The sequence below is a fragment of the Acinetobacter sp. AG1 genome (genome assembly GCF_001005525.1).
In the GTDB taxonomy this organism is placed as follows: domain Bacteria; phylum Pseudomonadota; class Gammaproteobacteria; order Pseudomonadales; family Moraxellaceae; genus Acinetobacter; species Acinetobacter modestus.
The window spans coordinates 41047-59738 of sequence record NZ_LBMZ01000116.1 but is presented as its reverse complement, the minus strand read 5'-3'; the positions used below and the strand labels follow the sequence as shown (position 1 = coordinate 59738).

The following is an 18692-nucleotide window of genomic DNA, read 5'->3' as shown; positions in this document are numbered from 1 at the left end:
TCAGCTAGCCATATCCATCTTAAAAATCAGAGTTTTCTATCTCAAATCACTTAATTTCTTGTAGCTTTATCGATTTTACTTTATTCGTAACAATTCATTTAGTTTGTTCAGATGTACACATTTCCAATCCATCATTTTCACTCCCTCTTTATTACTATAGTATAAAAACCAATGCTATCAATAGAAAAATCAGAGTGCTTTACACTTACAAGACAACTTATGTCGCACTACTCTAGTGCTTTAATCTTTTTTTTGGCATGATGAATTAAAGTCAGTTTGAATAATGATAAATGGAACAAATGCGTTGGTTGGAATTGCTCTCTGCAATTCGCTTAGGTAGTAAAAAAAGTAGCACAGAATTGGCTAGAAGTCCGTTTCATAAAGATTACGATAGAATTATATTTTCCCAAAGTTTTCGACAACTGAATAGAAAAACTCAAGTTCACCCATTGACTCAGCACGATGGTATTCATACTCGATTGACTCATTCACTCGAAGTATCTTGTATTGGTCGCTCGCTTGGTATGCTCGCCGCAGAAAAGATCAAAGATGAATTACCCATGTGGATTTCACCTGCTGATGTCGGTGCGATTATTCAAGCGGCATGTTTAGCTCACGATATTGGTAATCCTCCCTTTGGACATGCAGGTGAATATGCGATTCGAGAATGGTTTGATGATGCGTCACATCGTGACTTTCTCAGCCAATTAACGCCAGAAGAAGCCGCCGATGTACGTCAATTCGAAGGCAATGCACAAGGACTTCGCTTGCTTAGTCGGATTGACTATCACCCTGATGATGGTGGTATGCGTTTGACCTGCGCCACACTCGGAGCTTATTTAAAATATCCATGGTTATCTAAAACCATTGAAGAACAAAGTGATACACCCTCACACCAAAGAGCGAAGTTTGGTTGCTATCAATCTGAAAAAGAAATTTTAAAACAGTTAGCAGAGCAACTCGGTCTTATTCAGCTCGGTGACTATCATTATTGTCGTCATCCACTGACCTATTTATTAGAAGCTGCAGATGATATGTGTTATGCACTCATTGATTTGGAAGATGGCATCATACTCAATATGCTAAGTTATGAAGAAGTTGAGCCAATCTTTCTCAATTTAATTGCCGATTTTGGTCTACCAGAAGAATTACACCTACCCCATACCACATGGCAACAAAAAATCGCAGCTTTGCGTGGGCGTGTAATGAAACGTCTTGTCGATGAAGTCACTACTGCTTTTGCTAAATATCATTATGAAATTTTAACGGGTCAGCTTAAAGGCAGTCTTTTACAATATTGCTCACCCGATATTGAAATAGGCATTCAAACAGCGAAGAATCTTGCCAGAGATCGAATTTTTGAACATCCTCAAAAATCTGGTTTAGAAATTATTGCGCATCAGAGCCTACAAACGATTTTGGATGCATTTATCCCATTAACCATGCCACATAAGACCTTAAGCTTTAAAGAGCAACGTTTGATGTCAATTTTGCAACATTCAGGCGTAAATCTGCAAAACAACCACTATAATAATATTATGCAAGTTCTAGATATTATTAGTAAGTTCTCAGATCACCAAGCCTATAGCTTGGCGCAAGAGTTACAAGGAAATAAAGTTGGGTTCTTTTAAAACAGAGAACTTTATCTTTTAATTTGAATTTTCAAAACAACAGTGAAACGAGTTTTATGATCGGATGTTTAATTGGCGAGGTGTTTGCCTTAGAAGCCCCAACCGTATTGCTTAATGTAAATGGTGTCGGCTATGAAATAGATACGCCGCTTTCAACATTTTGCCAATTACAAAAAGGACAGAAAGTCACTTTATGGACTCATTTGGTGGTTCGTGAAGATGCACAGCAACTGTATGGTTTTAGTGATGCTCAAGAGAAAATTATTTTTCGTACTTTACTCAAGGTCAATGGTGTCGGCCCTAAAATGGCGCTCGGTATTCTTTCAACCTTGAGCGTAGACATGCTCATCCATACTGTTGAACATGGTGATGTAAAAACACTGGTCAAAGTCCCGGGAGTTGGTACGAAAACAGCTGAACGCTTAATGATTGAACTACGTGATCGTTTTAAAGCATTTTCAAGCACTACCGTTTCAAATAATACAGCGTCCACTCAAATACAGTTCACTGGAAATTCTGCTGTTGCCGAAGCTGAAGCCGCTTTACAATCACTGGGCTACAAACCACTTGAAGCACAAAAATTGATTCAAGCCGTTAAAGCAGATTTTACCGAAGCCAGTGATATTATCCGAGCTGCACTTAAATCATTGAATAAATAAAGATAGACCGAACTCATTATGCAAGACCGTTTAATCAGTGGTTCTGAAAAACCAGAAGATCATTTTGATCGTGCAATTCGCCCAACCTCACTTGAAGACTATATTGGTCAGCCTGTGGTACGTGAGCAAATGGAAATCTTTATTGGTGCTGCACGAGGTCGTGGTGAAGCACTCGACCATACCTTGATTTTTGGTCCACCGGGTTTAGGTAAAACCACATTGGCGAATATTATCGCACGCGAAATGGGCGGCAATTTAAAATCCACCTCTGGTCCTGTATTGGAACGAGCTGGTGATTTAGCGGCGATGCTGACCAATTTGGAAGAAGGAGATGTCCTTTTTATTGACGAAATCCATCGTCTATCTCCTGTCATTGAAGAGATTCTTTATCCGGCAATGGAAGACTATCAACTGGATATCATGATTGGTGAAGGTCCTGCTGCTCGTTCAATTAAATTAGATCTGCCACCATTTACATTAGTCGCAGCAACAACGCGTGCGGGGCTACTCACCTCGCCTTTACGTGACCGCTTTGGGATTGTTCAGCGTTTAGAATTCTATTCTGTAGAGGATTTAACCCATATTGTCACTCGTTCGGCAAATCTTATGGATGTTCCGATTACTAAGGAAGGTTCAACTGAAATCGCTAGACGTGCACGTGGTACGCCACGTATTGCCAATCGTTTATTACGTCGTGTTCGAGATTATGCACAAGTGAAAGGCACAGGTGAAGTGACACAAGAGATGGCACAACGTGCTTTAGACATGCTTAATGTAGATAAAGATGGTTTAGATACTTTAGACCGTCGTTATCTCAGTATGTTACTTGAGCGTTTTGAAGGTCGTCCAACAGGTGTTGAAGCTTTAGCAGCCGCGATGGCTGAAGATAGCGGAACACTTGAAGATGTAATCGAACCTTATTTAATCCAACAAGGTTATGTCATGCGTACTGCACGTGGTCGTATTGCAACAAATATGGCTTATTTACAGTTTGGTATGACACCGCCAGAATGAAATTATTAGGTTTCTTTTATAAATCCTTTATTTTCTCCTTAATAGAAGAAAATAAAGAGGGTCTAAACAATTATGAAAGAAGTCTAATATGTTATTTATTACTATTCCCATCTTTTGATTGACGCAATATCATTCCCTCAATTGCTCAGCAGTATGCAAAAATAGGTTAAAGATATGGCTAATCATTTTGAATTTAATATTCGTGTATATATCGAAGATACAGATGCAGGCGGTATCGTTTACCATGCCAATCACATTCGTTTTATGGAACGTACACGTACTGAATGGCTACGTGCAGCGGGCGTCGATCATTACTGGCATCAACAAGACTACAACTTCGTTGTACATCAAATTCAGGTGAAATATGTACGTCCAATATTAATGGATGACTTAATTACCGTTACAGCACGTGTTATTTCGTGTAAAGCAGCATCTTTTGTGTTGCAACAAAATATTTATCGTGGTGAAATCTTGCTGGCTTCAGGTGAGGTTACGTTGGCATGTTTAAACAAAGAGTTAATGCCACGTAGACTTCCTGAGGAAATACGTGATCTGATTCAAAAAGAATTAGCACAGGACTAAAAATAAACTTTTCGGCACAGTGACTTATGGCAACTAATTTAGAATCTTCTCTACATATTTCTGACCTGATTTTACAAGCCAGCCCAGTCGTGCAATTGGTCATGTTGATCTTATTACTAGCGTCAATTTTCAGCTGGTATTTAATCGCCAAATTACATATGGGTTTTAAAAAAGCAGCTCAAGATGATGAGCATTTTCAAAAGATGTTCTGGTCAGGTGCCGAATTAAATACGCTCTATAACAATGCTCAGTTAAATTCTAAACGTAACGGTTTAGAAGATATTTTCTATCAGGGTTTGGGTGAATTTTTTAAACTACAGAAACGTAAGGCTGATACGAATCAAACCATCGAAGGTACGGAACGTATTCTTCGTGTAGGTTTAAGCCGTGATCAAGGCGGTTTAGAACAAGGCTTGGGAGCACTTGCAAGTATCGGCTCTGTTGCGCCTTATATCGGCTTATTCGGTACGGTTTGGGGCATTATGAATGCCTTTATTGGCCTTGCTGCCGTTGATCAAGTTACCTTAGCAACCGTAGCACCGGGTATTGCTGAGGCGCTTATTGCAACGGCAATCGGTTTATTTGCAGCGATTCCTGCTGTGCTTGCTTTTAACCACTTCACAGCTAAAGGTGAATCTATTTACTCAGATCGTGCGTTATTCGCAGAAGAAATGGTCGCTCTTTTACAGCGTCAAGCGATTGGATCGACACAGGAAGATGCATAATGGCAATTCAACGATCTGGGCGTTTTGAACGCATTAAAAAACCACTGAAAAGTGATATGAACGTTGTACCCTATATTGACGTTATGTTGGTACTTTTAGTCATTTTCATGGTCACTGCACCTATGATTACCAGCGGCATCAAAGTTGATTTGCCCCAAGCCAATAATAATCCTATCGAATCGAAAGATATGCCTGCAATGGTAACGATTGGCAAAGATGGCAATATTTATTTGCAATATCAAGATCATAAAGATAGTGAACCTCTTTCACTTGAGCAGCTTGAAGCTATTTTGAGTGATGCTCAAAAGCAAGCGGAACAAGAAAATAAACAACTCACCGTGTTAGTGAATGGTGATAAATCTCGCCCCTATGGTGAGGTTGTATCACTCATGGCTAGTTTACAGGAAGCAGGTTTAACTCAAGTTGGTTTACTGACAGAGCCATTAAAATAAGTTATGAAAAAATTTCAAGAGCCACCTTTTAAACAAAATGCAATTGCACTAGGTTTTACCCTTGGGGTACATGCAATTGCGATTGTTGGCTTGCTTTTCTTAGGTCTAAGTAAACCGCCTGAGCAACCTAAAAAACTGACCACAATTTTAGTCAAGCCAGAAGATTTACCGCCGCCAATGGCTAAACCAGTGGAACAAGAAACGACTGCTGAAAATCAAGCGGAAGAAATATTAAGCCCTGTTGTAGATAATACTCAACCTGAAAATGTTCCTGTCACTCCACCAACGCCTACTGCACAGCAACTCGCTGATGCAAAACAAAAAGCTGAACAGCAACAACAAGCACAGTTAGCAGAACAAAAACAAAAAGCAAAAGAAGCTGCTCAAGCAAAAGAAGCAGAAGAACAACGCAAAATTGCCGAAACACAACGTGCAGATGAAGAAGCAAAACGTCAAATAGAACAAGCTACTGCTGATAAAGCGGCAAAAGACAAAGCTGCTGCTGATAAAGCAGCTAAAGACAAAGCCGCTGCTGATAAAGCTGCAAAAGATAAAGCCGCTGCTGATAATAAAGCAGCTAAAGACAAAGCCGCTGCTGATAATAAAGCAGCTAAAGACAAAGCCGCTGCTGATAATAAAGCAGCTAAAGACAAAGCCGCTGCTGATAAAGCTGCAAAAGATAAAGCCGCTGCTGATAAAGCTGCAAAAGACAAGGCTGCTGCTGATAATAAAGCAGCTAAAGACAAAGCCGCTGCTGATAAAGCTGCAAAAGATAAAGCCGCTGCTGATAAAGCTGCAAAAGACAAGGCTGCTGCCGATAAAGCAGCTAAAGATAAGGCTGCCGCTGATAAAGCTGCAAAAGATAAAGCCGCTGCTGATAATAAAGCAGCTAAAGACAAAGCCGCTGCTGATAATAAAGCAGCTAAAGACAAGGCTGCTGCCGATAAAGCTGCAAAAGATAAGGCTGCCGCTGATAAAGCTGCAAAAGACAAAGCCGCTGCTGATAAAGCTGCAAAAGACAAGGCCGCTGCTGATAAAGCTGCAAAAGATAAAGCAGATGCCGAAAGAGCCGAAGCAGATGCAAAAGCCGCTGCTGCTAAAAAGGCAGAGCAAGAAGCCGCTCAGAAAAAAGCCGATGTGAAAAAAATCGCTTCAACAGCTAAACGAGATTTTACAAATAAAGTTTACTCTGCATGGAAAGTACCTTTAGATTCTCGTGGTAAAACTGTAGGTGTTAGATTTTTGCTATCAGACTCTGGACAAATCCAATCTATTGTAATCACACGCTCTAGTGGGGATGATGAATTAGATGCAAGTATTAAAGCTGCCATTCAAAATGCAGCTCCATATCCAATGCCTGAAGATCCAGATGCTCGTAGAGATGCAAAAAATGTAACTTCAAACTTTACAGCGAAATAGTAATAAATAGTTAACGTTACATGCTTTTAATAGAACAAAGCATGTAACTATGTTAAATAATCAACAGCCACAAAAATACGAACACAAGTAATTGTAACTATGGACAAGACCCGTAAGCACCTCATCTCCTTCGCAGTTTTTACTGCAATTAGCGCAATTGTTCCAACAGCAACTTTTGCACAATTACACCTTGAAATTGCAAAAGCACCTGAACAAGCGCCTAAAATTGCAATTATCCCTTTTACAAATGACAACTCGCTTTATCCAATTATTGAAAATGATTTAAATCGTTCAGGTCGATTTACAAGTGCATCGCAAAACTTACCTGCAACTGCAAGCATTAATCAAATCCAAGCTGGTGACTGGCAAAATGCTGGTGTGCCCTATGTTGTTGTTGGTCAAATTAAAAACATTGATGCGAATACATTTGAAATTCATTACCAACTTTATGACGTACAAAAGCAACAATATTTATTAAACGAAGTTCTAACCGTACCAAGTAATCGCGTTCGTCAAGCTGGGCATATGATCAGTGATGCGATATACCAAGCACTGACTGGTATTGCTGGTGATTTTAGCGGTCGTATTGCCTATGTATTACGCAATCCAGAAACCCCTGCTCAACGCTATACATTACAAATTGCTGATACGGATGGTGAACAACCTAAAACGGTACTTTCATCACGAGATCCAATCCTTTCCCCAACATGGACACCTGACGCTAAAAAAATTGCTTACGTCTCTTTCGAAACTAAACGTCCTGCAATTTACATTCAGGATTTAGCAACGGGTCAACGTGAGGTTTTAGCGAGCTTCAAAGGCTTAAATGGTGCACCAAGCTTCTCGCCCGATGGGCAATCAATGTTGTTCACAGCATCTATGCATGGTAATCCTGAAATTTATCAGATGAATTTAAATACGCGCCAATTACAGCGTATGACCAATGACTCAGCGATTGATACCGAAGCACGTTATGCACCTGATGGAAAATCATTTATTTTCACCTCAGATCGTGGTGGTTCTCCACAAATTTATCGCTACAGTTTTGATGATAGTTCAGTTAAACGCCTTACCTTCAAAGGGGCATTTAATGCACGCGGCACTTTAAGTGCTGACGGTAAAAAAATTGCTTTAGTTCATCGACCAAGTGGCAGTAATTACAAAGTCGCATTACAAGATATTAATACAGGGATCACTAATATATTGACACCAACCAGTCTGGATGAGTCACCAAGTTTCTCTCCGAATGGGCAAATGGTTGTTTATGCAACACGTGAAGGTAACCGTGGCTTACTCTCTATTATGTCTACAGATGGTCGTTTCCGTATGAATTTACCAAGCGAACAAGGTGAAGTCCGTGAACCAGCTTGGGCACCAAAATAAATTTGATTGATTGGAGAATCACATGAATATTAAATACCTAACACTTCCACTTTTAGCTGCGACGATTGCTTTCACAGGTTGTGCGAGTCGTAAACCTGCTGCTGAAATCACAGCAGGTAATACTGCGCCAACCAGTTCAACCACAGTAAGCACAGAAGGATTAAGTGAAGATGCTGCATTAAATGCGCAAAACTTAGCTGGTGCATCATCTAAGGGTGTAACTGCTGCAAACAAAGCTTTTTTAGCGAAGCGCGTAGTTCACTTTGATTATGACAGCAGTGATTTATCAAATGATGACTATCAAACACTTCAAGCACATGCACAGTTCCTTGTCGCAAATGCTAATTCTCGGGTGGCATTGACAGGTCACACAGATGAACGTGGTACGCGTGAATACAATATGGCTTTAGGTGAGCGTCGTGCAAAAGCTGTCGAAAGTTTCTTGATTACCAATGGTGTCAACCCACAGCAGTTAGAAGCCGTGAGCTACGGTAAAGAAGCCCCTGTAAACCCGGGTCATGACGAAGCAGCGTGGAAAGAAAATCGTCGCGTAGAAATTAATTATGAAGCAGTGCCACCATTATTAAAATAATGTTTGGATTTGCAATAAAAATGCTCACAATGTGAGCATTTTTATTTTCATTAAGATGAAGACTCTTGCTTCGACTGAGGTTGCATCGACTCAATCATATCGTGCTTATTAAATTCTTTATACTCAGGCTTTACTTCATACTCTTTCCAAGCATCTTTCACACTTTCTTTCGAAATCGTATCTAGGCTAATTGATTCACTTGGCGTGGGGGTAGCTTCAAAATTTTTGGTTGACATCGTTCCTCTCCAAACTTCCTGTCTAGTATGCAATCAACATAGCATGTAATAGAATGCTTGTAATCACAAAAGCAACATAAATAAAGTAAGATAATTTTTATTTTCGAGCGATCTCATCTAGAATAGCGACATTCTTTTTTATCAATTTTTGATGCGGCTAAATCGGAGCAATTCAATATGTCAAACCTTACATTATCCCAATATTTAGAACAACAAAAAGGGAATTTGACACCAGAATTGGCGCAAGTCATTGAAACAATCGCCGCAACATGCCAAACCATTGACCAAGCACTACAAAAAGGCGCTTTAGCTGGTATTTTAGGCAGTGCTGGTAATGAAAATGTACAAGGTGAAACTCAAAAGAAATTAGATGTCATTTCTAATGATTATCTTATTGATGCATTAAAAGCGCATCCGCAAGTAGGTGGATTAGCTTCTGAAGAATTGGATGACTTCACGCCTGCCCAAGAAAATGGCAAATATTTAGTGTTATTCGATCCACTCGATGGTTCAAGCAACATCGACATCAATATGTGTGTTGGCACAATTTTCTCTATTCTTCCCGCTAAAAATGCAGTCACTCAATCTGTAGATTTTATGCAAGCGGGTACTGAGCAAGTGGCGGCAGGTTATGTGCTTTATGGTCCTTCAACCATGTTAGTGCTTACCGTAGGTGCAGGTGTTGTATTCTTTACTTTCGATCCAACCACTCAAACCTTCCTACTTACTACGGATCAAGTACAAGTTTCAGTAGATACACAAGAATTCGCTATCAACTCATCAAATCAACGTCATTGGGAAAATCCAGTGAAACGCTATATTGACGAGCTTTTAGCGGGTAAAATATCAGTTCGTGAAAAAGATTTCAATATGCGTTGGGTTGCATGTATGGTGGGTGATATTCACCGCATCTTATGCCGTGGCGGCATCTTCCTCTACCCTTATGATTTAAAAGATCCTAAAAAAGCAGGTCGTTTGCGTTTAATGTATGAAGCAAATCCAATGAGCATGTTAATTGAACAAGCTGGCGGTGCATCAACTACTGGCCGTGTCCGTATTATGGATATTCAACCAACAGAATTACACCAACGTGTTCCTGTTATAATTGGCTCTAAAAATGAAGTGGAACGCGTAACAAGCTACCACTAATTACTTTTATATTCAGGGCATTATTATCATCTTATAATGCCCTTTTGGATCTTTATATTATGGCTGTTATTTTTCTAGAATCAAAAGACAATGCAAAAATCAAACATTTGCGTGGGCTGATCGAACTTAATAGTGCTCGAAAGAAACATCAGCAAACTGTTCTAGAAGGTACTCATCTGTGTTTAGCATGGCTACAACAACATAAAAAAATCTTTTCATTATTTACGACTGAACAAGCTCTCGATCATCCTGAATTACAAGAAGTGATTGAATTACACCAAGGACATATTTTTGTCATTAGTGAAGTACTGTATAAAGATTTAAGTACTTTAGGTACAACCCTACCTTGTTTAGCAATTATTGATCTTCCAAAAACGTCGTTAACGATTGACTTCAAAGCAGATACACTCATTCTCGAAAATGTCCAAGATCCTGGAAACGTCGGTACTTTACTCCGTTCAGCTGCTGCCGCGAATATTAAACAAGTAATTTGTACGCAAGGTTCAGCTTCACTTTGGTCCCCACGTGTTTTACGTGCAGGAATGGGTGCCCATTTTAGCGTACATTGTTTTGAGAATTTTCAGTTAAACGACATTCTTCCCAAGTTTCAAATTCCTGTTTTTGTAACGAGCTCACATCGTTCAACCAGCTTGTATAGCAAAGATTTAAAGCAAGCATGTGTTTGGATTTTAGGTAATGAGGGACAAGGTGCAAGTGACTATGCCCTAGAACATGCTCAGGCTGTTACTATTCCTCAACCAGGTGGGCAAGAATCTTTAAATGTTGCCATCGCTGGATCAATTTGCTTTTTTGAAATGGTTCGCCAACGTCAATAAAACGTTAAATTATTTTAAATACGATTTTTTTAATGAAAAAATCCATTACACTCATAAAATAATTGCTTAAGTTGTCAACGCATCCACCATTTTCAACGTTATATGATTAATGAATTGAAATAATGGTGGGTATCCATGACAGGATTTTCCATCTCTATGGATTTAGCACCGAAACAGGCTCGAACTGAAAATGGTACTGATTGTAGTACTGTTGAACAACGTCTGCGTTTTTTTATGCAAGACGTTACAGGTCGTGCACTTGTGATGATGGAAAGTGCAACTCAGGGACAACAAGGCATTGCAATGGATTTGGTACAAGAAGCCTTTATTTCATTGCATAAATCATATTCAGATAAAAGTATTGAAGAATGGTATCCATTGTTTTATACCATTTTAAATAACAAATTACAGGATTGGAGGCGCAAAGAAGCGCGTCGAGCGACTCCTTTCTCATTATTCAAAAAAATTAGCTTAGACGATGATGATGAAATTGTTGATATCGTAGATGAATCTACCCCCAATCCATTTGAATTTCTTAATCAAGAAGTCACAATGGATGAAATCCAAACAGCAATTAATCAATTACCAGTACGTCAGCAACAAGCATTTATGTTAAGAGCGTGGGAAGGCTTTGATACGACAACCACAGCTCAAATTATGAACTGCAGTGAAGGTAGTGTTAAAACACATTATCATCGTGCAATCCAAGGACTTAGAATTGCTTTAGAGCATTTAAATCCACATACGGGAGGGTCATCAAATGAATAAAGATGAGTTCACTAAATCAGTGACTTCCAAACTCGATCAACTAGCAAAAGAGCAACATCACAAAAAAATGTTAGTGATGAACCATGTTCTAGACACTGTTCAAAAGAAACCAACCTCTTATTACAGTCTCTGGAAAATGGGAGGCTTTGCTTTAGCAGCGGCTCTTACTGGTATCGTTGTATTACCTAGCTCTTTACAACTGACCGATAAGCCACAAAGTCAGGTGGTCGTAAATCCAAAACTTTCACCACAAATGGTTGAAGATATGGAAATGTTGATGGTACTTGGTGAGGATAAAGTTCCACATGGCAGCTAAGAAAATAGCAATTGTTGTGTGTACACTCAGTTTACTTCAAACAAGTTTTGCTGGTTCTGAGCGTTTTTGGGTGTTCTCAAAATCAAATAAACCAACTACAGAAGAAACTTGGGATGATTTATCTCCAGAAGAACAACGTGTTCTTATTAAACGTTATCAAAGTTTAAAAGAAATCCCAACCGATCAGGGCTCTCAGCTTCAACAAAGAATGGAATGGTTTACCCAGCTTCCAGAAGATGAAAAACAAAAAATGCGTGATGTTTGGCAAAAACTAGGAACTCAAGAACGTAACACTTTGCGCAAACGTATGCAAAATGCCAGTGCAGAAGAGAAAGTGAACATCCGTGAAGAATATTTGAGCAAATATTCTGAACACTAATTGTTTTTATATGAATTGCTCTGTTCTTGTATGCATTTAATTTATAATTTGAAGATATAAAAAAGAGCGCTTTTAAAGCGCTCTTTTTATTCAATATTACTTTTTATAACGACGATATATTAGTAAACCCAACAAACCTAATGCTGAGAAAATACCTTCACCACCTCCACCACTTTTCGCAGGTCGAGTATCATCTGAGGTAGTTGCAGTACTAATTACGTTTACAGTCGCTAAATTTGACAGTTTTGGCGTTTCATCATTATCATAAACTTGATAATTGAACGAATAATTAAATGGATTAAAAGCATTTACTTCTTGAATATAAATATTTCCGCCATAACACGTTTCTTTTTGATCAGGAGCAGGACATTTACCTTTACGATCAGCAGTAACTATTAGATTTTTTGTTGGGACATTCGATAATCTTATCGGTAATTCTACCCCATCTTCATTTATCCAAAAGTCTGACTTATTAGGCTTTGTTTCAGGACCTTTACCACCTGGGCCTGTATCACCTGCATCATTAGCTAATTCTAAAAGATTCAATTTTGCGATTTCTTTTTGCTGATACTTTAATGTCACAGATGTATCTTTAGCTTCAGGTGCTTGATTCGTAAATGAGGCTTTAATTAAGCCTTTCGTCTGAATTGTATGATCAGTTTTATATTTGATGGTGTAACTACATAAAGCTTGCTCACCATCCTGTGTAATTGCATCATCTTTTCTATATACAATAATTTGTTGAATTTCAGGTACCCAACTACAAACTAAATTTTCGTCTTTGCGAAAATTTAGTTTCCCCTCAATAGTACTACCGACGCCTATTGTTTCTACCTCAATATCATACAATTCCGGACTAAAAAAATCTAATCGGTGACTTTCATCAGATAAAGCAACCTCATGTGGTAATGGAAGTTTAAATGATTGCAAATCAATATAAATAGCTCGATATTTCAAATTTTCTTTTTTATCGTAATATTCAACTAATTTTTTATATTGGTCTAAGCGATATTTATAGTAAGTAAGATATTCCTGATCATTCGGATTCTTAACTAGATTATCAAAATAATCATTTTGAGTCTTATAATCACTTATTAATTGACTTAATGATCCATTAGTAATGCTATTAATATCACCAGCTGTTAGCCGCATCAACTCTACGGAACCAATATCACAAGTATTTTTTGCGTCAGGTTGATAAAATAATGCTCTATCAGCAAATCTAGCTAATCCACGTTGATCATAATCACTACAACCCGCAACACCCTCAGGAGTTACATTCACTAAATCTTTCTTATCAGTACCTGTTTGAGCTACCCTCTTAGGATAATAAATAGGTAAAAAAGCTGTATACTGGGAAGCTGCAACTTGATGACTTAATATTGTATCCATAGGAATATTAGTTAAATCAACATTTGTCTTATTATCCTTTAAAATCAGATCTGGTAGAGCACATTTACCATTATTGGCCAACGGAAATGCATTATATATTGCACCTATCCCTACATTTTCCTCTTTTGCAGCATCACCTAATAAATAACGACAAGAGTAAGCCCCTTGATTATAAGCAAGAACATTAAAGAGTAGGGTTTTTAATCCAATTTTATCATATAAAAAAGTTGTAAATGCTTTATTTTCAACAATAGTATTGCTTGTTAATGATAATACACTACCATTACTTAATATACTTGAGTCATTTTGATTTTCTGTTCCAGCTTTTGTATCACCCGTGAATTTTATTAAATTACCTTTGCTAGAGTTAGCAATATTTTGAGCAATTGTATTTGCTTTTAATTCTGTTTTAGGCAATAGACCACAAAATTCAAACATACTTAATGAATCTTCTGATCCATTTTTTATCAAACTACTTGCTGTAAAACTAATATTCCGCTCTAAATAAGTATTATCACTCTTACAAGCCATTGCAATAACACTTCCCACGAAAGCATCATTACCCTCAAATAAACTATTAGAAATTGTTGCAGAAGCATTCAATCCAGCTAAATAAATTGCACCACCTGCGCCAGTAGATGCTTTAGAGTTTAAAATTCGAGTACTTTGTAAGGTGATATTTCCACCAGCATAGATAGCACCACCATTTCCCTGATTGGGTGCAATACCATTAGCAAGTATTAAATTTGTTAATGTTAAAGGATTTTTTCCACCCGTAGTATTAAAAATTCGAGAGTTTTCAGCTTTTATAGTAGTTTTAAGTTCAACTTGTGCAGGGTATTGATTCGCAACATCATTAATCAAAACATTCTTTTCATTCCAATTAGCTGGAGCTGCCCCCCAAATTCTCACCTCTGAATCAGGTATTAGTTCACTTTTTAATGTGTACTCACCAGCTTCTAGTTGTATATCCTGCGTATTGGAGTAAATATCGGCAACAACACAACCATGTGCAGATACACGCGTTTTTGCAACTTTCAGGGCTTCTCTGATTGAACAAAGCGAATCTTCTTCGTTATCATCATTAAAAGTAGTCACCTTAATTGGTGCTGTTGCACCATTTGTAGCAGCTAATAATGGCATAGCAGAAATAACCATCAATGCTAATAAGGTTTTCTTATAATTTTGCATCTCATCCATCATCCTTGATTATGATTTAAAACGTCTGAATCCAATCAAACCGAATATTATGAAAATCCATCCAAAGTCTATACTACCAACATTTACAGTTTTACTTTGAAAATTATTTGGTGGATCTTGGACAATCGTCGTAGGAATATCAATATAATAATTTGAAGGATCATTAAGCCTAGTGATCGTAGTGATTACACGGATATTAAATTTATCTGCACCATGCCAATTACTATAGGGCACATAAACAATATTACCTTTTGAATCTATTGTTAATTTACCTTTAGACTTTGTTTCAGTCTGTTCAATTTCAAGACAGCCTGGTTGCCATGGTAATCCATTAGAGTCAGTGTCTCTCTTAAAGATTATTTTACATGCATCAGGAGCAACCAACTCCCCATCCAACAAACTATTTGCAATACTAAACTTAGCGATTTGACCATATAAAATATCTTGGCCAGCAATTTCTACATCATTACGATTTACTACTAATTCAATTGCACCCAAATCGCATAATTCACTATAAATACTTCGTGCCTTACCTCGCTGATCTGAAGTTTCACAACTAATCGCTCCTTTATTTGTTCCATCACTAAAAATACGTCCTTTATTGATGATCAAAGACTCAGACAATGAGTTATAAGAAGTCAATAGTCTTGGTTGAAAAAAACCTAGCATTTGATCTTTAGGAGTCGCATATGGGCACAACAATCCTTTATCCTGAGGTAAATCACAATCTCCTTCCATTTGACTACCAGCAAGCAAATCAGTATTTAATAAAAAATTTGGCAGTCCAGCTGGAGCATTACGATCACAATCTATTTCTGTTAAATTACTTTGAATAACTGAAGAATCATTAGTATCTGCAACACAGTTTTGATTATTTTTAGCTATGATACTGTTTGAAATAAATGCACTATTCTCTAATTTAGCTTGTGTTGTATCTGTCGCAGGGGTTGAAATCCATTTTGGAGCTTGCAAATATAATCCTGAATCATTATAGATCATCGTAATATTATTGATGACCATTCCCCCTCGAATATTTGCTACATAGCCTCCCTTATTATTAAAAATGGTGGAATTTCTGATTCCAAATGCTCTTAGTGTTAAGGCGTTCGAAATCGCAGTATCACTATAAGCATTTTGAACATATAAAATGCTTCCATTTGCTTTCACCTCATTATTACGTATAACTGATTGTGTAATAATATAACGAGGAACTTCACTATAAATAACCCCACCTTGATCAGCCTTATTACCTTCAAAAATAGTATTATTTATACTAACAATTCCTGCAGTTTTTTTATCAGAAAGTAAGCCTTTATTATATATAGCCCCCCCAAAATTTGCATTTCCACCCATCAATCGAGAGTATTGAATTGTTAATATTTCTCGATTTGAAATCAAGCCGCCTTCAATTACTTTTTGTGATGATCCTTTTAAATTTAATTCATTCAAGTTAACTACTAATGGGTCTTTTTCAACATCATTATCATCAATAATAAATACGCTTTCCACACCTACCATTTTAATAGTAGCATTATTTAAACCTTTTTTTGTATCATTAAAACTTGTACTAGCAGCGGTTTTAATTGTCATTGCGGCTTTAACTTCAAGTGCTTTACTCAAAGTATATTCTTTATCACGGTCTAATATAACAATCGATGAAGCATCCTTATTACCACAACCATGATAACCATTTTCAAATTCTTTTTGGGTACGATTATTTAAGAATGTTACAGCTTCACGTAATGAACAAACGGTATCATCTTTGTCTTCATCAACTAATGTTGTAACTTGAATATCCGCAGAATATACATGTCCAGTAATCGCAAATAAAGCGCAGGCAAGCGTCCGTTTGAGCATACCGTTCTCCTTCTATTTTCATTTTTCTTAGTATTGCAAACTACAAATTTGCAACCACATTCCTTTGTGCGTACTTTGTCATAGCTGTCAAAATTACTCAAGAAATTTTATGCGATTACTGATATTCATCAATTAAAGCAAAAATTTGCTTAATCGTTGTATTTGAGAGCTTTGTTTTCTCACCTTTCAACATCTTTTCAAGTTGGGCAAGTGTCTGTAATAAAATAGAAGCTTGATGTGGCCCATTACTCAACAAATAATCAATAATTTGTTGGTCAAAATGAATTCCTCGCCTAGTCATAACAGAGTGTAATAAAGCCTGTCGATCTGTATATGAGCTTCCATTCGGTACTTTGACACTGACCGCTTGAGTCAGTCTCGACTGCAAGTCAGGTAATTCTAATTTTAATTCTATCGGTGCTACACGAGATGAAAAGACCAGTTGTCCCTCATGATTATTCATCAAATGAAAAACAGCTTTTTGCCAATGAGGTACACCACTAATTGCATCAATATCATCTAATGCCACTAAATCATAAAATTCTAATGAAGTAATCGCATCAATTGGTGCATCTAATAATTCTAATAATGAGACCTTTATTGCACGACGGCCCAATTCTAAATATGAATCACAAATAGCAGAGAGTAAATGACTTTTACCTGTACCAGCACCACCATAAACATAAAATCGATTTACCAGTCCAGTATGTAACTGTCGTATCGCATCAACTACATGACCCCACCCTGGCCCCGAGAAATCGCTAATTCGCGCATCGAGCTGTGGTTCTATATCTAGCTGTAGTTGACGCATATTGTTAATTTGTTCCTCAATTACTTTAGATCATTTGAATGTGAAGTTTCGCTATCTTGAGAGTTTTTAATCTCAATATCAAGTTCTACATCACCAGCATCAACATTTATACGTTGAATTTCACCATGTGGAATACTGACCTCTATTGGAGATCCGTAAAACCGGCTTTTTTCGTAATTATCTCTTGCATGTTTAAGTAACACAACAATGACAGCCGCTACAGGCAAGGCAATCAGCATCCCTAAAAAACCGCCCAGTTGAGCGCCAGCTAGTACCGCAAATACAACGGCAACAGGAGATAGGCCAATTTTGTCACCAAGTAAGAAAGGTTGCAGAATATATCCCTCTACCATTTGCCCAATCATAAATACAATACCCACTAAAAGTAACTGCATCCAATCAAGACCAAACTGGAATAATGAAGCAATCACGGCCGCGATAATACCAACACCAAAGCCTAGATATGGGATAATACTTGCCAAACCAGCAATCATTCCAATAATTAAGCCAACTTCCAAGCCAATGATTTGCAGACCAACGGCATACACTATTCCTAATAACAACATTACGAGGAACTGACCTTTAACAAACGCTCCAAGGACACTATGACATTCACGAACAATGACTAAGGTTGATTCTTCATATGGACGAGGTATTAAACGACGCATACTTTGCAACATTCTTTCCCAATCAAGTAAGAAATAGAATGAAATGATAGGAATCAAAATAAACACGCCACCTAATTGAATAAAATTCAAACCAGATTGTGCTAAACGTAAAGCCATGACTTGAATACTATCTGCACTATAATTCGTTTGAATGTATTCCATAATTGCTTTAGAAATCTGTTCTGTATCCAACTCCATTGGGACAACATTAAAAGTATGGGACACCCAAGGTAGAAATGTCGCATTTACCCAATGTATACCTGCTGGAATACTATCTCGCGCATAGATTAATTGCTTCCAAACCAATGGGACAAGGAACCATAAAACAACTGTTAAGGTTACGCCAATCCCAACAAAGACGAGACTGATCGCCAACCAACGAGGTAATTTAATTTTTACAAGGACATCTACAAGGGGGCTAAAGAGATAGGCAATAAAAAAAGCGCCAACAAATGGTAATACAACTGGTTTTAATAGATACAACACCCAAAGTAGTAATGCGAGTCCTGCGAGGATAAAGATACGACGTAGTACCTGATCTTGCATAAAATCTAGCCTTTTTTCGTGTAATCGTTATAAATGGAAAAAAAATTTAATTAAAGATAGCATTTTCGAGCATAAAT

19 protein-coding genes are annotated in these 18692 nt (G+C 37.6%); 14 read left to right on the top strand and 5 right to left on the bottom strand.

The features are described from left to right. Positions 1 to 290: 290 nt before the first annotated feature. From AAV96_RS11905 to pal, 9 genes are all read left to right on the top strand, one after another. Entirely contained in the window at positions 291 to 1631 is a 1341-nt protein-coding gene (locus AAV96_RS11905; protein WP_046739449.1) for a deoxyguanosinetriphosphate triphosphohydrolase, read from the top strand. A gap of 56 nt (positions 1632 to 1687) precedes the next feature. Beyond that, positions 1688 to 2290, top strand: a complete 603-nt coding sequence (ruvA, locus tag AAV96_RS11900; RefSeq protein WP_046739448.1) for a Holliday junction branch migration protein RuvA — start codon at positions 1688 to 1690, stop codon at positions 2288 to 2290. A gap of 18 nt (positions 2291 to 2308) precedes the next feature. Continuing rightward, a complete protein-coding gene (gene ruvB, locus AAV96_RS11895) occupies positions 2309 to 3304 on the top strand; it encodes a Holliday junction branch migration DNA helicase RuvB (RefSeq protein WP_046739447.1) in 996 nt (331 codons plus the stop codon). Positions 3305 to 3478: 174 nt separating this feature from the next. Next, the gene (ybgC, locus tag AAV96_RS11890; protein WP_004661168.1) at positions 3479 to 3886 is read left to right on the top strand and encodes a tol-pal system-associated acyl-CoA thioesterase; all 408 of its coding nucleotides are present in this window, start codon (positions 3479 to 3481) and stop codon (positions 3884 to 3886) included. A 26-nt stretch (positions 3887 to 3912) separates the two neighbouring features. Further along, complete coding sequence (gene tolQ, locus AAV96_RS11885) at positions 3913 to 4611, top strand: protein TolQ (protein WP_046739446.1); 699 nt, start codon at positions 3913 to 3915, stop codon at positions 4609 to 4611. Beyond that, a complete protein-coding gene (gene tolR, locus AAV96_RS11880; protein WP_004661165.1) occupies positions 4611 to 5063 on the top strand; it encodes a protein TolR in 453 nt (150 codons plus the stop codon). The genes tolQ and tolR overlap by 1 nt, the downstream gene beginning before the upstream one ends. A gap of 3 nt (positions 5064 to 5066) precedes the next feature. Continuing rightward, the gene (gene tolA / locus AAV96_RS11875; RefSeq protein WP_046739445.1) at positions 5067 to 6482 is read left to right on the top strand and encodes a cell envelope integrity protein TolA; all 1416 of its coding nucleotides are present in this window, start codon (positions 5067 to 5069) and stop codon (positions 6480 to 6482) included. Positions 6483 to 6581: 99 nt separating this feature from the next. Next, entirely contained in the window at positions 6582 to 7865 is a 1284-nt protein-coding gene (gene tolB, locus AAV96_RS11870) for a Tol-Pal system beta propeller repeat protein TolB (RefSeq protein WP_046739444.1), read from the top strand. A 22-nt stretch (positions 7866 to 7887) separates the two neighbouring features. Further along, positions 7888 to 8457 (top strand): peptidoglycan-associated lipoprotein Pal, encoded by a 570-nt coding sequence (gene pal / locus AAV96_RS11865; RefSeq protein WP_046739443.1) that lies wholly within the window; start codon positions 7888 to 7890, stop codon positions 8455 to 8457. Positions 8458 to 8507: 50 nt separating this feature from the next. Here pal and AAV96_RS11860 read toward each other — a convergent pair whose 3' ends face one another. Further along, entirely contained in the window at positions 8508 to 8693 is a 186-nt protein-coding gene (locus AAV96_RS11860; RefSeq protein ID WP_046739442.1) for an NF038105 family protein, read from the bottom strand. Positions 8694 to 8870: 177 nt separating this feature from the next. Between AAV96_RS11860 and AAV96_RS11855 the strand changes: the two genes are divergently transcribed. The 5 genes from AAV96_RS11855 (at position 8871) to AAV96_RS11835 (ending at position 12141) form a co-directional block, all read left to right on the top strand. Beyond that, positions 8871 to 9842, top strand: coding sequence for a class 1 fructose-bisphosphatase (locus AAV96_RS11855; protein WP_046739441.1), 972 nt, complete (start codon positions 8871 to 8873; stop codon positions 9840 to 9842). 59 nt (positions 9843 to 9901) lie between these two features. After that, the gene (locus AAV96_RS11850; RefSeq protein WP_046739440.1) at positions 9902 to 10678 is read left to right on the top strand and encodes a TrmH family RNA methyltransferase; all 777 of its coding nucleotides are present in this window, start codon (positions 9902 to 9904) and stop codon (positions 10676 to 10678) included. 156 nt (positions 10679 to 10834) lie between these two features. After that, a complete protein-coding gene (locus AAV96_RS11845) occupies positions 10835 to 11446 on the top strand; it encodes an RNA polymerase sigma factor (RefSeq protein ID WP_005215205.1) in 612 nt (203 codons plus the stop codon). After that, the gene (locus AAV96_RS11840) at positions 11439 to 11762 is read left to right on the top strand and encodes a hypothetical protein (RefSeq protein ID WP_004661146.1); all 324 of its coding nucleotides are present in this window, start codon (positions 11439 to 11441) and stop codon (positions 11760 to 11762) included. Before AAV96_RS11845 ends, AAV96_RS11840 begins: the two co-directional genes overlap by 8 nt. Then, on the top strand, positions 11752 to 12141 hold the full coding sequence (locus AAV96_RS11835; protein WP_046739439.1) for a DUF3106 domain-containing protein: 390 nt from the start codon (positions 11752 to 11754) through the stop codon (positions 12139 to 12141). Before AAV96_RS11840 ends, AAV96_RS11835 begins: the two co-directional genes overlap by 11 nt. Before the next feature lie 96 nt (positions 12142 to 12237). Here AAV96_RS11835 and AAV96_RS11830 read toward each other — a convergent pair whose 3' ends face one another. From AAV96_RS11830 to cxpE, 4 genes are all read right to left on the bottom strand, one after another. Further along, positions 12238 to 14724 (bottom strand): hypothetical protein, encoded by a 2487-nt coding sequence (locus AAV96_RS11830; RefSeq protein ID WP_046739486.1) that lies wholly within the window; start codon positions 14722 to 14724, stop codon positions 12238 to 12240. An 18-nt stretch (positions 14725 to 14742) separates the two neighbouring features. Next, the gene (gene rbtA / locus AAV96_RS11825) at positions 14743 to 16590 is read right to left on the bottom strand and encodes a rhombotarget A (protein ID WP_046739438.1); all 1848 of its coding nucleotides are present in this window, start codon (positions 16588 to 16590) and stop codon (positions 14743 to 14745) included. A gap of 115 nt (positions 16591 to 16705) precedes the next feature. Next, positions 16706 to 17401, bottom strand: a complete 696-nt coding sequence (gene hda / locus AAV96_RS11820) for a DnaA regulatory inactivator Hda (protein WP_046739437.1) — start codon at positions 17399 to 17401, stop codon at positions 16706 to 16708. A gap of 20 nt (positions 17402 to 17421) precedes the next feature. Then, complete coding sequence (gene cxpE, locus AAV96_RS11815) at positions 17422 to 18615, bottom strand: chloramphenicol efflux transporter CxpE (protein WP_004661136.1); 1194 nt, start codon at positions 18613 to 18615, stop codon at positions 17422 to 17424. Positions 18616 to 18692: the final 77 nt, after the last annotated feature.

Excerpts from the sequence above, each read along its gene's own strand:
- AAV96_RS11905 (WP_046739449.1), top strand. The coding sequence starts at position 291 with ATGGAACAAATGCGTTGGTTGGAATTGCTCTCTGCAATTCGCTTAGGT.
- ruvA (WP_046739448.1), top strand. The coding sequence starts at position 1,688 with ATGATCGGATGTTTAATTGGCGAGGTGTTTGCCTTAGAAGCCCCAACC.
- ruvB (WP_046739447.1), top strand. The coding sequence starts at position 2,309 with ATGCAAGACCGTTTAATCAGTGGTTCTGAAAAACCAGAAGATCATTTT.
- ybgC (WP_004661168.1), top strand. The coding sequence starts at position 3,479 with ATGGCTAATCATTTTGAATTTAATATTCGTGTATATATCGAAGATACA.
- tolQ (WP_046739446.1), top strand. The coding sequence starts at position 3,913 with ATGGCAACTAATTTAGAATCTTCTCTACATATTTCTGACCTGATTTTA.
- tolR (WP_004661165.1), top strand. The coding sequence starts at position 4,611 with ATGGCAATTCAACGATCTGGGCGTTTTGAACGCATTAAAAAACCACTG.
- tolA (WP_046739445.1), top strand. The coding sequence starts at position 5,067 with ATGAAAAAATTTCAAGAGCCACCTTTTAAACAAAATGCAATTGCACTA.
- tolB (WP_046739444.1), top strand. The coding sequence starts at position 6,582 with ATGGACAAGACCCGTAAGCACCTCATCTCCTTCGCAGTTTTTACTGCA.
- pal (WP_046739443.1), top strand. The coding sequence starts at position 7,888 with ATGAATATTAAATACCTAACACTTCCACTTTTAGCTGCGACGATTGCT.
- AAV96_RS11860 (WP_046739442.1), bottom strand. The coding sequence starts at position 8,693 with ATGTCAACCAAAAATTTTGAAGCTACCCCCACGCCAAGTGAATCAATT.
- AAV96_RS11855 (WP_046739441.1), top strand. The coding sequence starts at position 8,871 with ATGTCAAACCTTACATTATCCCAATATTTAGAACAACAAAAAGGGAAT.
- AAV96_RS11850 (WP_046739440.1), top strand. The coding sequence starts at position 9,902 with ATGGCTGTTATTTTTCTAGAATCAAAAGACAATGCAAAAATCAAACAT.
- AAV96_RS11845 (WP_005215205.1), top strand. The coding sequence starts at position 10,835 with ATGGATTTAGCACCGAAACAGGCTCGAACTGAAAATGGTACTGATTGT.
- AAV96_RS11840 (WP_004661146.1), top strand. The coding sequence starts at position 11,439 with ATGAATAAAGATGAGTTCACTAAATCAGTGACTTCCAAACTCGATCAA.
- AAV96_RS11835 (WP_046739439.1), top strand. The coding sequence starts at position 11,752 with ATGGCAGCTAAGAAAATAGCAATTGTTGTGTGTACACTCAGTTTACTT.
- AAV96_RS11830 (WP_046739486.1), bottom strand. The coding sequence starts at position 14,724 with ATGCAAAATTATAAGAAAACCTTATTAGCATTGATGGTTATTTCTGCT.
- rbtA (WP_046739438.1), bottom strand. The coding sequence starts at position 16,590 with ATGCTCAAACGGACGCTTGCCTGCGCTTTATTTGCGATTACTGGACAT.
- hda (WP_046739437.1), bottom strand. The coding sequence starts at position 17,401 with ATGCGTCAACTACAGCTAGATATAGAACCACAGCTCGATGCGCGAATT.
- cxpE (WP_004661136.1), bottom strand. The coding sequence starts at position 18,615 with ATGCAAGATCAGGTACTACGTCGTATCTTTATCCTCGCAGGACTCGCA.